This window comes from Maribacter sp. UH1 (assembly GCF_056839145.1).
This window is the reverse complement of record NZ_CM166387.1, coordinates 1,050,693-1,067,000: the sequence shown is the minus strand read 5'-3', so window position 1 is coordinate 1,067,000 and position 16,308 is coordinate 1,050,693. Positions and strand designations below refer to the sequence as shown.

Annotated in this window: 12 protein-coding genes; 8 read left to right on the top strand and 4 right to left on the bottom strand. The window is 35.5% G+C overall.

What is annotated here, in order from left to right:
* The first annotated feature begins 94 nt into the window (after positions 1-94).
* The 4 genes from UH1x_RS04660 (at position 95) to UH1x_RS04645 (ending at position 6,812) form a co-directional block, all read left to right on the top strand.
* On the top strand, positions 95-1,072 hold the full coding sequence (locus UH1x_RS04660; RefSeq protein ID WP_036156332.1) for a pyruvate dehydrogenase complex E1 component subunit beta: 978 nt from the start codon (positions 95-97) through the stop codon (positions 1,070-1,072).
* 106 nt (positions 1,073-1,178) lie between these two features.
* Positions 1,179-3,680, top strand: coding sequence for a DUF5686 family protein (locus tag UH1x_RS04655; RefSeq protein ID WP_482625444.1), 2,502 nt, complete (start codon positions 1,179-1,181; stop codon positions 3,678-3,680).
* A gap of 72 nt (positions 3,681-3,752) precedes the next feature.
* The gene (locus tag UH1x_RS04650) at positions 3,753-4,280 is read left to right on the top strand and encodes an inorganic diphosphatase (protein WP_036156327.1); all 528 of its coding nucleotides are present in this window, start codon (positions 3,753-3,755) and stop codon (positions 4,278-4,280) included.
* 105 nt (positions 4,281-4,385) lie between these two features.
* Positions 4,386-6,812, top strand: a complete 2,427-nt coding sequence (locus tag UH1x_RS04645) for a sodium-translocating pyrophosphatase (protein ID WP_482625442.1) — start codon at positions 4,386-4,388, stop codon at positions 6,810-6,812.
* A 59-nt stretch (positions 6,813-6,871) separates the two neighbouring features.
* On the opposite strand, the gene UH1x_RS04640 is transcribed toward UH1x_RS04645, so the two are convergent.
* A complete protein-coding gene (locus tag UH1x_RS04640; RefSeq protein ID WP_482625440.1) occupies positions 6,872-7,579 on the bottom strand; it encodes an energy transducer TonB in 708 nt (235 codons plus the stop codon).
* 235 nt (positions 7,580-7,814) lie between these two features.
* On the opposite strand from UH1x_RS04640, the gene UH1x_RS04635 reads away from it, so the two are divergent.
* Entirely contained in the window at positions 7,815-8,816 is a 1,002-nt protein-coding gene (locus UH1x_RS04635) for an App1 family protein (RefSeq protein ID WP_482625439.1), read from the top strand.
* A gap of 2 nt (positions 8,817-8,818) precedes the next feature.
* Here the strand turns inward: UH1x_RS04635 and UH1x_RS04630 are convergent, their stop codons facing one another.
* The 3 genes from UH1x_RS04630 to UH1x_RS04620 are packed head-to-tail and all read right to left on the bottom strand — an operon-like array spanning position 8,819 to position 11,020.
* Complete coding sequence (locus UH1x_RS04630; RefSeq protein WP_482625437.1) at positions 8,819-9,421, bottom strand: aminotransferase class IV; 603 nt, start codon at positions 9,419-9,421, stop codon at positions 8,819-8,821.
* On the bottom strand, positions 9,405-10,379 hold the full coding sequence (locus tag UH1x_RS04625; RefSeq protein WP_482625435.1) for an aminodeoxychorismate synthase component I: 975 nt from the start codon (positions 10,377-10,379) through the stop codon (positions 9,405-9,407). The genes UH1x_RS04630 and UH1x_RS04625 overlap by 17 nt, the downstream gene beginning before the upstream one ends.
* A 26-nt stretch (positions 10,380-10,405) precedes the next feature.
* Complete coding sequence (locus UH1x_RS04620; RefSeq protein WP_036156319.1) at positions 10,406-11,020, bottom strand: deoxynucleoside kinase; 615 nt, start codon at positions 11,018-11,020, stop codon at positions 10,406-10,408.
* Positions 11,021-11,214: 194 nt separating this feature from the next.
* Between UH1x_RS04620 and UH1x_RS04615 the strand changes: the two genes are divergently transcribed.
* From UH1x_RS04615 to metK, 3 genes are all read left to right on the top strand, one after another.
* Positions 11,215-12,072 carry a GLPGLI family protein gene (locus UH1x_RS04615; protein WP_482625434.1) on the top strand — a complete coding sequence of 286 codons (858 nt, stop codon included), beginning with the start codon at positions 11,215-11,217 and terminating at the stop codon, positions 12,070-12,072.
* Positions 12,073-12,111: 39 nt separating this feature from the next.
* A complete protein-coding gene (locus tag UH1x_RS04610) occupies positions 12,112-14,790 on the top strand; it encodes a carboxypeptidase regulatory-like domain-containing protein (RefSeq protein WP_482625433.1) in 2,679 nt (892 codons plus the stop codon).
* Between the two features lie 259 nt (positions 14,791-15,049).
* Entirely contained in the window at positions 15,050-16,306 is a 1,257-nt protein-coding gene (gene metK / locus UH1x_RS04605; RefSeq protein ID WP_482625431.1) for a methionine adenosyltransferase, read from the top strand.
* Positions 16,307-16,308: the final 2 nt, after the last annotated feature.

Genomic DNA, 16,308 nt, shown 5'->3' with positions numbered 1-16,308 from the left:
AACTTTTTTTAAATAAGTCATTCTATTTTTTGACATTATATTTCCTATTTTTGCTTGCTTTCTAGCATATAACAAAGAATAATATTTACCATACATGAAAACACTACAATTTAGGCAAGCAATAGCCGAGGCCATGTCCGAAGAAATGAGGAAGGATGAATCTATCTATTTAATGGGTGAAGAGGTAGCGGAATACAATGGCGCATATAAGGCTTCCAAAGGGATGTTGGACGAGTTTGGTCCTAAGAGGGTAATCGATACTCCAATATCGGAACTTGGTTTTGCAGGAATAGGTGTTGGTTCTACCATGACGGGGAATAGACCTATTATAGAGTTCATGACTTTCAACTTTGCTTTGGTAGGTATAGATCAAATTATAAATAATGCTGCTAAGATCAGACAAATGTCCGGTGGGCAATTTCCTTGTCCTATCGTATTTAGAGGACCTACGGCATCAGCAGGTCAATTGGCTGCAACGCACTCACAAGCTTTTGAGAGTTGGTACGCTAACTGCCCGGGATTAAAAGTAGTTGTACCTTCTAATCCGGCAGACGCAAAAGGATTATTAAAAGCGGCTATACGTGATAATGATCCAGTAATATTTATGGAGTCTGAGCAAATGTATGGTGATAAAGGTGAAGTGCCAGAGGGTGACTACACTATTCCATTAGGTGTTGCAGACATTCGTAGAGAAGGTAAAGATGTAACTATCGTTTCTTTTGGTAAGATTATCAAGGAAGCGGACAAAGCTGCAGATGAATTAGAGAAAGAAGGAATTAGCTGTGAGATTATTGATTTACGTACGGTAAAGCCATTGGATTACGAAGCTATTTTGAAATCTGTTAAGAAAACGAACCGATTGGTAGTATTAGAGGAAGCTTGGCCATTTGGTAACGTAGCAACTGAAATTACATATCATATACAAGCACATGCATTTGATTATTTAGATGCTCCTGTTGTTAAGATAAACACGGCAGATACGCCAGCACCATATTCTCCTGTATTATTAGAGGAGTGGTTACCAAACCATAAAGATGTGGTAAACGCTGTTAAAAAAGTTTTATACAAATAAAAGTATACTTTTGTAAAGTACCTTAGCTTCTCCGACCAAGTCTGGAGAAGCTTTTTTTATTGGTATGTTATTTGCGACTAGAATTTTTATTGAACGACGTTTTTTAATGAGAGGAATATTTTTCACATTTTTAAGTCTATGTTTCTTCATAGCTCAAGGTCAGACCAAAATTGGGGGTATTGTCATTGACGAGCAAGGCGATCCTGTTTCCTTTGCGAATGTATTCTTTAAAAATTCTACTGAAGGTACCATTACTAATGATGATGGTAGGTTTTATCTAGAGTCTGAAAATGAATATACTACTGTTGTTATATCATTTATTGGCTACACGGATTATGAACTTCAGTTAGATGCTAAGGTTGCCTATGATCTAAAAATAACCATGGTAGAGGCTGCTGAGCAGTTAAATGAGGTGGTTTTAATAGCGGGTAAACAATCTAAAAAGAATAATCCTGCAGTAGATATTCTCCGAAAAATTTGGGAAAAGAAGCGTCAAAACGGGGTTAGGCAGTTTAATCAATATGCTTTTGATAAGTATGAAAAGGTTGAATTCGATTTAAATACTATTGATAGTTCACTTATAAAAAGTAAGATTTTTAAAGGATTGGAATTTGTATTTCAAGACTTGGATACTTCCCGTATAACGGGTAAAACCTATTTGCCGATTTTCTTGAACGAGACTTTTTCAAAAGTATATGGCGATAATAAGCTTAAAGAAGAGAAAGAAGAAGTTTTAGGAAATAAGAATTCCGGATTTGAGAATAACCAAGCTATAATTGCGTTTGTACAAGATTTGTATCAAGAGTATGATGTCTATAATAATTACTTAAAATTCTTCGATAAAAGTTTTACTAGTCCGTTATCAAAAACAGGGGTTGATGTGTATAACTATGCCCTTAGGGATAGTGCATTTGTAGATAATAAGTGGTGTTATAATATTGTCTACTATCCTCGCCGTAAAAATGAACTGACCTTTAAAGGCGATTTTTGGGTGAATGATTCTACTTGGGCGGTAAAAAATATCAATTTACAGGTTACCAAAAGTGCTAATATTAACTGGGTAAAGGAAATCTATATTGAACAAGATTTCGAGGTAATGAACGATTCTGTGTTTCTCCTGAAACGAGATTATATGTTGAGTGATTTCAGTTTCAATAAAAAAGAAGAATCACGCGGGCTCTATGGTAAGCGAACCTCTGTATATGATAACTATGAGTTCGACAAAGTGAAGCCTAAAGAGGTGTATAGAAAAGATCGTAATCCTTTAGATGTAACTCAGATTATAAGAGAAGATTCATTTTGGGAAAAGAATAGGCTAGAGAGTTTAAATAAAGACGAACAGGGTATTTATAAATTGCTAGATACACTTAAAACGGTTCCTAAATTTAAAACATATTACAATTTTGTCAGTATACTTGGTTCAGGTTATGTAGAGGTCGATAAATGGAATTTAGATTTAGGTTCTGTCTATGACTTCTTTGGATATAATACGGCTGAAGGAGCTAGAATACGACTTGGAGCAAGAACTTATTATGGTCAAAATGACCTTTGGCGTGTGGAAGGGTACACGGCATACGGTTTCAAAGATCATAAATTCAAACACGGTTTGGCCGGTAAAATGCTTCTGGATCAGAATAGCAGGTTAATAGTCTCTGGTGGTAATCGTAGAGATATAGAGCAGCTGGGCGTCAGCTTAACAGCAACAAATGATGTTTTGGGTAGAAGTATAGCATCTTCGTCTTTATTGACCGTAGGGGCAAACAATAGACTTACAAATATTAATTTAAGTGCCCTTAATTTTGAAATAGAACCATTGACCAATTTAAAATTATCTGTAGGTGGTACGTTTAGAACTTTGAGTTCTGCGTTGCCTAATGATTTTAGTTTGGATTATGTAAATCCAGAATCTCCAACAGGTGTTTCTTCAGAGATAAGACAATTCGATTTTAATGCCCTGGTGCTCTATACTCCTGGCAAGAAAACAATTGGGTTTGGTGTAGAGCGTAGAGATGTCAATGATACGTATAGTACTATATTGCTAAATTATACCAAAGGGACAAAGGGAGTATTGAATAGTGATTTCGATTACAGTAAACTCCAGTTTTCATATAGCCAACCATGGCAACTAGGTGGTTTTGGTAGATTGTTGAGTACAGTAGAATTAGGTAAAACGTTTGGCGAAGTACCTTTAGGACTTTTAAGTGTAGTGCCGGGTAACCAAACCTTTTTCTCTAACTATGGTACATTTCCAAATTTAGATTTCTATGAATTTGTGACTGATACTTATGCAGCAGTACATTTGCAACATAATTTCAATGGTCGTTTTTTCTCGAGAATTCCTTTTTTAAGAAAATATAACTTAAGGGAAATTGTTGCCTTGCGCGGTGTATGGGGAGATTTGTCTGATGAAAATATAGCTTTGAGCGCACCTGCAACGGTAAATACACCACTACGTGCACCATCGGAAAAAATATACTATGAGTATTCTTTTGGGATAGGAAACATCTTTAAAGTATTCAGATTAGATTTCAATTTTAGAGGAAATTATTTAGAAAATCCCGACGCAAGAAAGTTCGGAGTTACAGGAACTTTTGGATTTGTCTTTTAATTCGATTAATTTTTACAATTATAACTAATAAGTAACGTTTCATAACAAACTAGAATTTAAACAACTTTTAATATGGCAGCAGCAAAAGGATTGACCTTTGATGTTTTAATAGAAATTCCGAAAGGAAGTAGAAACAAATACGAATACGACTTCGATTTACATAAAATTCGTTTTGATCGTATGTTATTTTCTTCAATGATGTATCCAGGTGATTACGGATTCATACCTGAAACTTTAGCATTGGATAAAGATCCATTAGATGTTTTGGTAATGGGAACGGAGCCTACTTACCCAATGACGGTAATGGAGGTAAAACCAATAGGAGTTTTCCACATGACAGATGAAAAAGGACCAGATGAGAAAATTATCTGTGTGCCGGTTTCTGATCCAATTTGGAGTAATAATAATGACATTAGCGATTTAAATCCGCATAGATTAAAGGAAATAGAACATTTCTTTCAAGTATATAAAGATTTAGAAGAGAAAAAAGTAGATACAGGTGGATGGAGCGATGCTGCGAAAGCGGTAGAGATTTACCATGAATGTGTTGAGAGATATGATAATAGTGAGCACAAAGCGAAGCGCACTTTTATGATATAAATAATATTTTACCTTATTTAAGCCACTTTTTCTAAGAAAAAGTGGCTTTTTTTATTCTATTCTAATTTACTACATTAGTTGATCTAACAACTAACAATAGATTAAATGGAGTCAATGATGATTTACATGCCAATTCTTATGGCAGTACTAGGCCTAATTTACATGGGCATTAAAAGATCTTGGGTGATGAAACAACACGCCGGAGATGGAAAAATGAAAGAAATATCGGATTACATTTACGAGGGTGCCTTAGCCTTTTTAAGTGCGGAATATAAGCTTTTGGCTGTATTCGTTGTAATAGTTAGCGTTCTGCTTGCTATCGTTTCTTTTGTAGTGCCCACAACACATATGCTAATTGTGGTCGCATTTATTTTTGGAGCTATATTTTCTGCATATGCGGGTAATATAGGTATGAAAATAGCAACAAAAACGAATGTAAGAACAACACAAGCGGCACGCACAAGTTTGCCAAATGCCTTAAAAATATCATTTGGCGGTGGTACCGTAATGGGACTAGGTGTTGCTGGATTGGCGGTATTGGGGCTGACCGTATTTTTTATCATATTTTTTCAATTTTTCATGGGCGGTGTTTGGACATCGACTATGGATATGACTGTCGTTCTTGAAACACTTGCAGGTTTCTCTTTAGGAGCGGAGTCAATTGCACTTTTTGCACGTGTGGGTGGTGGTATTTATACAAAAGCTGCAGATGTTGGTGCTGATTTAGTAGGTAAGGTAGAAGCGGGAATTCCTGAAGATGATCCTCGTAACCCTGCTACTATTGCGGATAATGTAGGTGATAATGTAGGTGATGTTGCTGGTATGGGTGCAGATTTGTTCGGTTCGTATGTGGCAACTGTTCTAGCGGCTATGGTTCTAGGTAACTATGTCATAAAAGATATGGGCGGTAGTATAACCGATGCCTTTGGTGGTATAGGTCCTATTTTATTACCAATGGCAATTGCTGGGGTAGGTATCATTATATCGATCATTGGTACCATGTTGGTGAAAATCAAAAGTAACGATGCAAAAGAAGCCCAGGTAATGGGAGCTTTGAATATAGGAAACTGGACATCGATTATTTTGGTTGCAGTTTCTTGTTTTGGTTTAGTAACGTGGATGCTACCGGAAACTATGAAAATGGAATTCTTTGGTGAAGGATTAGTGGAGATTTCAGCAATGCGTGTTTTTTATGCCACATTGGTAGGTTTGGTAGTAGGTGCCGTTATTTCTTCGGTAACCGAATATTATACAGGGTTAGGGAAGTCTCCTATCTTAAAAATTGTACAACAATCAAGTACGGGTGCCGGTACTAATATTATTGCAGGTTTGGCAACGGGTATGATTTCTACATTTCCATCGGTTTTGCTATTTGCAGGTGCTATTTGGGCATCTTATGCTTTTGCAGGTTTTTACGGTGTAGCGTTGGCTGCCTCTGCAATGATGGCAACTACGGCTATGCAATTGGCAATTGATGCCTTCGGTCCAATATCCGATAATGCAGGTGGTATTGCTGAAATGAGTGAGCAAGAACCTATTGTAAGAGAAAGAACGGATATTTTAGATTCAGTTGGTAATACCACTGCCGCTACAGGAAAAGGTTTTGCTATTGCTTCTGCGGCATTGACTTCTTTGGCTTTATTTGCTGCGTACGTAACTTTTACAGGAATTGATGGAATAAACATTTTCAAGGCTCCGGTATTGGCAATGTTATTTGTTGGTGGTATGGTGCCAGTAGTATTCTCTGCCTTGGCAATGAATGCGGTTGGTAAAGCAGCTATGGAAATGGTACAGGAGGTTAGGCGTCAGTTTAAGGATATACCCGGTATAATGGAAGGTACGGGTAAACCTGAATATGATAAATGTGTAGCGATATCTACACAAGCTTCATTAAAAGAAATGATGTTGCCAGGATTGTTGACTATTGGTTTTCCTTTGGTCATTGCTTTTGTTCCAATGTTATTTGGAATGAACAAATTGGCCATCGCAGAAATGTTAGGTGGTTATATGGCAGGTGTAACGGTATCTGGTGTATTGTGGGCAATCTTTCAGAACAATGCTGGTGGTGCTTGGGATAATGCCAAAAAATCATTTGAAGCAGGTGTTGAGATTAATGGCGAAATGACCTTTAAAGGCTCAGAGGCTCATAAGGCAGCTGTAACTGGTGATACTGTTGGTGATCCTTTTAAAGATACATCTGGACCTTCAATGAACATCTTAATTAAATTGACTTGTTTAATAGGTTTGGTAATTGCACCAATATTAGGTGGTCATGCAGAAGAAGGTGTTGCGTCGATGAATGATACAAAAGAGGTTACTATAGAAATGAATGTAGAAAGTGCAGATTTGGCGGAAGCTATTGTTACTTATTCTACAACGGTAAATGGTGAATCTATTACTGAAGAAGTAGTTTATAATGGTACCAAAGCAGAGGTAGAGGAACAATTGCAAGCATTTGAAAATGTAACAATTGCCAAGAAAGGAACCGCTACAGAAATTACTATAGAAAAAGTGGAAATCAATAAACAGTAATTTCACATTTAGAATATAAAAAACCATCAGCAAAGCTGATGGTTTTTTTGTTTTCAGAGTTATTGTAATCTGAATGTAATAGGAATTGCGAAGGAAACTTTGACAGCAGAACCTCTTTGTTTACCAGGGGTCATTTTTGGCAGTTTCGATAAGATTCTTACAGCTTCTTTTTCTAGTACATCGTGCGGACCTCTTTTTTGAATAGTGCCAATAGTACCATCATTGTTAATCATAAATGTTGTATTCACTCTACCTTCAATGTTCATTTCTTGTGCTAATTCTGGGTAGCGAAAGTTTTTAATAATATGCTTTTGCATCATGTCATTAAAACAAGCTCTTTTATCTTTTTCATTTTCACACCCTGGGAATACAGGAACTTCTTCAATGGTAATCCAATTTACTTTTACCTCTTCGGGCTCTTCTATGACCTCAAAATCTGTTGGATCTACAACTTCGGTGTCTGGTGTTATTTCAATGGCAATAACTTCAGTTTCGTCAGTTGGATCATCATCAGCGATAATTTCTATCTCAGTTGGTAAAACTGGTGGTTTTGGAGGCGGAGTTACTTCTATTTCGAAAATTGGAACTTCTTCATCGTCAATTGAGTCATCAACATCGTTCAAGGCTACATCAATATCATAGATAGGGTCAAATGATTTCCATTCCAACGCAGTATATACCATAGCTAATACTAATAGTAGTCCAACAACAAAGAACATTCCGCTCTTTTTATTCAGGTCTTTTTGTGGATTCTTTTTTGGTCTCATAATGTTTAAATTTTAGACTTGCGTATACAAGTGGGTTATTATTTGTTTTTGCTTGTCTAAAACTATAGTTATACTATAGGTTTTAAAATGAGTAATGAGTTAACGCTGCTTTTGGATGAGTGAAACCGACTTTCGCTAAAAACGCAGGCGGAGAATGGATGATTGTGAACGTTTAATTCGATAATTTTTGAAATAAAAATTTTAAAGGTTGTTGAAAGACCGTAATTTTAACGTCATGGGTATTTTTAAAAAAGATAAACTTCAAATCATTAATTTTCAGTCCTACGGTAGTGCTAATCGTTTGTATGTAAGGGGTAGGGCAATTGAAGATGAAAATATCGATTTAGATCAAAAAGGTTTTTTCAATTTAATTAAAAATACATGGAAGCGTTTTGAAACCGATGAAATTAAAAATGCTCCCTTAAAAATTACATTTTCTAACGGTGAAACGGTAGAAGGTACTACTGATGGTGATGGTTATTATCTAATTGATGAGAATATAGAGGGGCTTCAAGATTTGGCAAATGATGAGGGATGGGTAAAATTTGAGTTATCATTTGGCAATACAAATTTAAAAAGGGAGATACTTCTGCAAAATCGTTTTCCCGGTGAAATGCTAATACCATGTAAACAAGCCAAATTTGGGGTTATCAGTGATATTGATGATACCATTTTACATACGGGAGTAGTGTCTTCTTTAAAATGGAAGGTTATTATAAACACAATGTTTAAAAGAGCTACTAAGCGGGCTCAATTAGAAGGAGCATCGGATTTTTATACAAAACTACATCAGGGAAAAACAGGAAACGAAGCAAATCCTATTTTTTATGTGAGTCATAGTCCTTGGAATTTGTATAGATATCTTGAACTTTTCTTGAAGACTAATAATTTCCCTAAAGGTCCGGTTTTACTGCGTAGCATGGCTAGTTTTAAAATGAGGAAGAAGAGTGATGAAAAGCCGCAGAAGCAAAAAGAAATCAGTAATTTATTAAAATCCTATCCAGAATTACCTTTTATATTAATTGGTGATAGTGGTGAAAAAGATGGTGATATTTATCAAGAGATATCCATGCTTTTTCCGGGTAGAATAAAAGCTATTTATTTACGTAGTGTCAACCACAGCAAACGAATGGCACGTATTGAAAATCTATTTGCAGACTTTAAAGATATACCTTTTCTAATGGTCAATAAAACAGCTGAAGCTATTGATCACGCAAAGAAAAACGGTTTTATATGATTTTATCCCTTACTAATATTTGTAATAGGTACCCATCTGGTTTCATCAAAATCATTTAGGGCATTGATCAATTGAAAGCTTTTAAAATTTTGTATATCAGCTTCTAGAATCCTTTTTTCCGTAATCTTATTTTCATCCAATAATCTAGCTCTACAGGTGCCTTCAAGTAGTGGAGTTGATGGAGTTACAATTTGTTTACTATCCTTAAGTAGAATGTTGGCATAAGAAGTGTCTGTAACAAGTCCGTTTTTAATAATTAAAACATCATCAAAGTCTCCTTTTTGCTTATAGAGGTTGTTCAGTTTTTTACGGTTGTTCCTTTTTACGTTGTAAGATATGGTGTCATCGCTTACTAGTTTGAGCGAAGAAGGTATACTATTTTCATATTCAGAAAAGGAGAATCGCGTACCATGTTGTTTGTAGCCTATGCGCAATTTGTATTTTAAAATAGGGTCTAAATTGGTCAAATGTATACCATCGAACAAAGAATAGGTAGGGTGGGTTTTATATAATTGCATATAAGACCTTCTAAATCTAGCTTCGTGATAGTCGGCATTTTTAATTTGACTATTTTCAATACAAACAGATTCAAATAATGGGTACATATATTTTTTCTAAAAGTTCTTGATATTCATCTTCCATCTCGCTAAGGTGGGTAATTCCACCACCACTTTTATAAACTAGGTTACCGTCTATTTTTTCAATAAATCTAATGCTAACTGCACTATCTAACTGTTGTCCGTCAAATACGCCAAAGATTCCGGTATAGAATCCCCTTGGTGCAATTTCTGCCTTAGAAATAATCTCCAAGGTTTTCTTTTTAGGTGCTCCGCTTATAGATCCTGCGGGTAATGTTTTTAGTAATAGCGAGGCAAATTCATTTTTCCAGTTGTCAGGTAATTCCCCTTGTATTTCAGTACTGGTTTGCAGTAGTTCTTGATCCCCTTTTTTAATGGTATCTACAAATCTAAATTTCTTGACCCTAACCTTTTTAGCTATCATGGAAAGGTCGTTTCGTATAAGATCTACAATGGTATTATGTTCGTATAATTCCTTTTTATTGGAAAGTAAAAGTTCTGCTGCATTGGGCACGTCACTATTAATAGTGCCTTTCATAGGATAAGAAAAAATGTTTCCATCTTTTACTTTTAGGTAGCATTCCGGAGAAAAAACAACAAATTTATCTTTGTATAAAAGCTTGTACGGAGCATGTGCTTTTTGATAAATATCATTTAAATCTACAGTGGTGTCAAGTGCCGTAGGAAAGGTGAGATTTAGCAAAAAGCTATTGCCAGTATTTAGTTCGTGCTTAACGGTCGTAAATGCCCTCTCATAAATTTCTTTAGAAACCAATGTAGGATTTAAGTCGAAATTGGAGCTTTCAGGTGAGGTTTTGATAAGGTTTTCATCATTACCATGACCTTTGATATTGAAATAGATATTTTCGTTTGCCGCTTCTTCAAAAGTATAAACCTGTTTTACCTCTTTTTCAAAATCTATAATAAAGAAAAACGGAATTTCATCTTGAAGAAAGCTTGTGACTTTTTTTTCAAAATTTTCCAATGGTTTCGGGCTTTGCGAAAGTGAACTTAAAATAGACCGTTAATTTGAGCGTCAATTTTATTAAGTATGCTGCCTAAATCTTCAGGGCTGTCAACAAAATCTAAATCGTCAACATCGATAATCAATAGATTGCCTTTGTTATACCCATGTATCCAAGCTTCGTAGCGCTCGTTCAATCGGCTTAAGTAATCAATTGAAATCGTGTTTTCATATTCTCTTCCTCTCTTATGTATTTGCTTTACCAAGTTAGGTATGGAGCTACGTAAATAGATAAGAAGATCTGGTGGGTCAACCAAGGTCTCCATTAGTTCAAACAAACTAGAGTAGTTTTGAAAATCTCTATTGGTCATAAGACCCATGGCGTGTAAGTTAGGTGCAAAAATATGTGCATCCTCGTAAATAGTTCTATCCTGTATAATTTCCTTACCGCTTTCTTTGATTTGTAGAATTTGTCTATATCTACTATTTAAAAAGTAAATCTGAAGGTTAAAACTCCAGCGTTCCATTTGGTTGTAAAAATCATCTAAATATGGGTTCTCGACTACATCTTCAAAATGAGGTTCCCATTTATAATGTTTTGCAAGTAATCTGGTTAGGGTAGTTTTCCCGGCACCTATATTTCCGGCAACTGCTATGTGCATAGAATTAAATTGATTAATGGTTGTGTTCTTGTTCTATAAGAATATTAGATGGTACAAGATACAAGATAACTACAGGAAGTAAAAACATATTTGATGTATGGTATAAAAATAATTACCTGAATTCATTTATTAACATAAATCGATTAAACCAAAAGCAAAAAATAATGTCATACTTCTATATTTAATTCCAGAACATGATAAGATTCAATTGGTTTATAGCATTTACAATAATTTTTATGGTCACTACCGTGCAAGCACAAGATTTTCAGGGTAAGGCCGTGTACCAGAGTAAAACTCAGGTGAATTTTGATTTTGGTAATAGAAATATACCTGAGGATAGAAAAAAAGCTATGATGGAGCGCATAAAAAAGGCAAATGAAAAAACCTTTGTGCTCAGTTTTGATAAAACAGCATCTATTTATAAGGAGGAAGAAAAATTAGAGCAACCAGGTGAAAGAGGTGGTGGTCGTGGTCCGCGTTTTGGAGCTATGGCCGGTACTGATGGCGATTTGTATAAGGATATTAAAGAGCAACGTTATTTGATAAAAAATGAGCTGCTAGGTAAAATATTCTTGATTGATGATGAGCTGGAAGCCTTAGAGTGGAAAATGGGTAGCGAATCTAAGAAAATTGGAAATTACACTGCCTTTAAGGCAACAGCAACTAAGACCATTAAACGACCAAATATGAGTGCTATTTTCAGAAGACCGGGTAGGGGAGAAGAAAATAAAGATGAAGAGAAGAAAGAGGAGGAATTTACGATTAAGGAAGTAGAAATTGTAGCGTGGTATACACCGGAAATTCCAATAAATCAAGGTCCTGGACTTTATTGGGGTCTGCCGGGTTTAATATTAGCGGTAAACGATGATATTACTACAATTGTATGCTCAGAAATCACAATGAATCCTTCTGAGAAAATGGAAATAAAAGCACCAAGTAAAGGTAAAAAGGTATCACAAGCAGAGTATGATGAAATCTCTCAAGAAAAGATGAAAGAAATGCGAGAGAATTTCAGAAATCGTGGCGGTCGTGGTGGCGGTAGACCAAACTAAATAAGTACTTCATAATTCATTCTTTTTTATAGCTTTTACATGAAAAATAAAGTACTTTTTATACTATTGCTACTAGTGGCAACAATTGGTTCATCTCAAGAAATATCGTTGTCAGGTACCGTAAAAGATAGCTTGGGAGTTGGTGTAGATATGGCAAATGTAATTGCTATAAATACAGCGACACAAGGATTGGAATCTTACGGAATTACCAACCATGCGGGACTCTTTAAATTGAAATTGAAAACGGGAGAACAGTATACGGTAAAAGTGACTTACTTAGGCTTTAAACCAGAATCGTTCACATTTACTGCTGGTGAGCAAGATGCTGTCAAAGATATTATGATGCAAGAGCAGGCGGCACAATTAGATGAGGTAGATGTTACTTATGAGATGCCGGTTTCGGTTAAGGGTGATACCATTGTGTATGATACAGATGCCTTTGTTTCCGGCACTGAAAAGAAGTTGAAAGATGTTTTGGAAAACCTTCCGGGAATTGAAATAAACGATGATGGTCAAATAGAGGTAGAAGGCAAGACCGTGAGCAAGGTAATGGTAGAAGGCAAGGATTTTTTTGATGGCGATACCAAATTGGCGGTAGAGAACATTCCGGCGAATGCCTTAAGTAAGGTTGAGGTATTGCGTAATTTCAATGAGGTTTCTCAAATGAAAGGATTGACCAATGATGACGATAATGTGGCTTTAAATATAAAGTTGAAAGAGGGAAAAAAGAATTTTTGGTTCGGAGAAATAACGGCAGGTTACGGTCCTGATGATAGGTATTTGGCTCATCCGAAGTTATTTTACTACAGTCCTAAATACAGTATTAATATCATTACCGATTTAAACAATATTGGTGAAGTGCCATTTACGCGTAACGATTACAGAAACTTTACAGGCGGATTCAGAAATTTGAATTCAAGAGGAGGAAGCTCCATTTCTACCGGTGCAGATGCTTTAGGACTTTCTTCTGCACAGAACAATAGGGCTAATGATATTGATACCAAATTTGCAGCAGCTAATTTTAGTTATGCGCCAATGGATGGTTTGGATTTAAGCGGATTTGGAATTTATTCTTACACCGGTACGCTCATGAAATCTGAAGGAACTACGTCTTATATTGCTAGTAACGATATTGAAAGTACAACTACGAATACAGACCAGACCATACATTTAGGTTTGGCAAAATTGAGTGCGAAATACAAACCTAATGAAGATTTTCAGTTAGATTATGATGCATTGCTAAAACAGTTAGATGACACAGAGGAAGTTAATGTACTTTCCATTTCCTCTATTACCGATGAAATTGACGAAGTAAAAAAGCAAAAACCCTTATCTGTAAATCAGAATTTAAATATCTACTACACTATAAACGAGAAAAATATATTTGCGGTAGAGGCACAATATTTATATGCCGATGAAGATCCTTTTTATGAAGCAATACGAAACGAATTTGCTTTTGTTGATATTTTCCCGGTTGATGAAGCTCAGGATTTGTATAATATCAATCAGGCTAAATCGGTCGTGACTAATAAGGTCGATGCCAAGGTAGATTATTATAGGGTTTTGGGGACAAAGAGTAACATCAATCTAACATTAGGTACTACCCAAAGTAATCAGAATTTCAATTCTAACATTTTTCAGATATTAGACAATGAAGATGTGTTAAATATGAGCGGAGATGAATTTGGTAATGAAGTAGCCTTTCATGTTTCTGATATTTATGCAGGTCTACATTATAAAGTTATTTCGGGCATATTTACTTTTAATCCTGGTGTAACCTTGCATCAGTTCAATGTAAAGAATGAACAATTAGGTACTATAGTAGAAGATAACTTAACATCTTTACTTCCAGATGTATATATTAATGCACAACTGAAGAAATCTGAAAATCTACGTTTCAATTATCGAGTAACTAGATCATTTACAGATGTCAGTAATTTTGCACAAGGGTATGTGCTAAATAATTATAACTCGCTCTACAGTGGTAATCGAGATTTAGAAAGTGCGTTGAATCATAATGTATCGCTGAATTTTTTCAGCTTTAATATGTTTAATTTCACTAATATTTTTGCTAACGTGGCGTATACTAAAAGAATAGATGCCTTAAAAAGTGGAGTGAATATTATAGGGATTAATAGGGTAAGTAGTACTATCAACTCTAATTTTGATGATGAGTCTTTAATCGCAAGCGGAAAATATGAACGTACCTTTGGTAAAATAAAGGCATCTGTTCAAGGTAATTTGGGTTGGTCTACCACCAATAACTTGGTTGATGATACGCAACGTACCTCAAACTCATTAACGCAGAATTATAATGCAGCACTTTCCACTAATTTCAAAGACGCTCCTAATTTAGAATTAGGCTATAGGTATACTATAAATAATTACGAGAATGGAGATTTAGAAACCACATTTTTTACCAGCAGACCTTATGCTCGTTTTGATGCCAGTTTTTTAAAGAACTTCATATTTACTGTAGATTATGATTATTATAATTATACAGACGATGCCAACACAATCTCTAATACCTACAGTTTTTTAGAATCTGACTTAACATACCAGAAGAAAGATAGTCGATGGGAATACGGTATAAAAGGAACTAATTTATTGAATACGACTACGTTGAATAGAGATAGTACCAACGAATTATATTTTAGTACACAAGCTTATTTTGTACAACCTAGATATGTACTGTTGTCGGTAAAGTATGATCTTTAAAGAAGACACTTAAAGAGTGATATTTATGAATTCTTTTAAATGAGTCAATAAATAACATCATATTAAGAATTGAACAGAACATTTTTTCTATTTTTGCATCTGAATAAAAAAAAGAGGAGGGATTTGACTGATTGCAACCTCTGTTTTAACCTTAGGGTATAAAGCGAAAAAAATGCTAAAGCAGTTGATGTTGATATCGTATCGCATCACACTTCTTTTCGGCATTCATTCAAATCCTTTGTAGAATTAAAAGATTGTTATGCCATATTTATTTACATCAGAATCTGTTAGTGAAGGACATCCGGACAAAGTTGCGGATCAAATCAGTGACGCGTTATTAGATAATTTTCTTGCCTTTGATCCAGAAAGTAAGGTTGCCTGTGAAACTTTGGTAACTACCGGTCAAGTTGTTTTGGCAGGTGAGGTAAAAAGCGGTACCTATTTAGATGTGCAGAACATTGCCCGTGAGGTGATCAATAAAATAGGATATACAAAAGGAGAATATCAATTTAGTGGAGATTCTTGTGGAGTAATATCGTTGATACACGAGCAGTCTCAAGATATTAGCCAAGGTGTAGACCGTGGTTCAAAAGAAGAGCAAGGTGCAGGTGATCAAGGTATGATGTTCGGTTACGCAACTAGTGAGACCGAGAACTACATGCCGTTAGCTTTGGATATATCGCACAAAATTCTGCACACATTAGCAGAATTACGTCGTGAAGGAAAAGAAATTGCATATTTAAGACCAGATGCCAAGGCACAGGTTACTATAGAATATTCAGATGCCAACGAGCCAATTCGTATAGATACAATTGTAGTATCTACACAACACGATGCTTTTGATACGAATGACGAGAAAATGTTAGCGAAAATAAAGTCTGATATTATTTCAATTTTAATCCCAAAAGTAAAAGCACAATTACCGGCAGAAACTCAGAAGTTATTTGATGATCAAATCAAGTATCATATTAATCCAACAGGTAAGTTTGTGATTGGTGGTCCTCATGGCGATACCGGTTTAACAGGTCGTAAGATTATTGTTGATACTTATGGTGGTAAAGGAGCTCACGGTGGTGGTGCTTTCAGTGGTAAGGATCCAAGTAAGGTAGACCGTAGTGCCGCTTATGCAGCGCGTCATGCAGCGAAGAATTTGGTAGCTGCAGGTGTAGCAACAGAAATTCAGGTGCAAGTAAGTTATGCCATTGGTGTAGTAGAACCTACCTCTATTTTTGTCGATACCTATGGTACTTCTAAGTTAGGCTTAAGTGATGGTGATATTGCCAAGAAAGTAGCGGAGTTGTTTGATATGAGACCTTTTGCTATTGAAGATAGATTGAAGCTAAGAAACCCAATTTACTTGGAAACTGCAGCCTATGGTCATATGGGTAAGCAACCAACTATGGTAACTAAGGTTTTTGAATCGCCATATAACGGGCGTATAGAAAAAGAAGTGGAATTGTTCACTTGGGAAAAATTAGATAAAGTAGCAGATATAAAGTCAGCCTTTGGTCTTTAGTT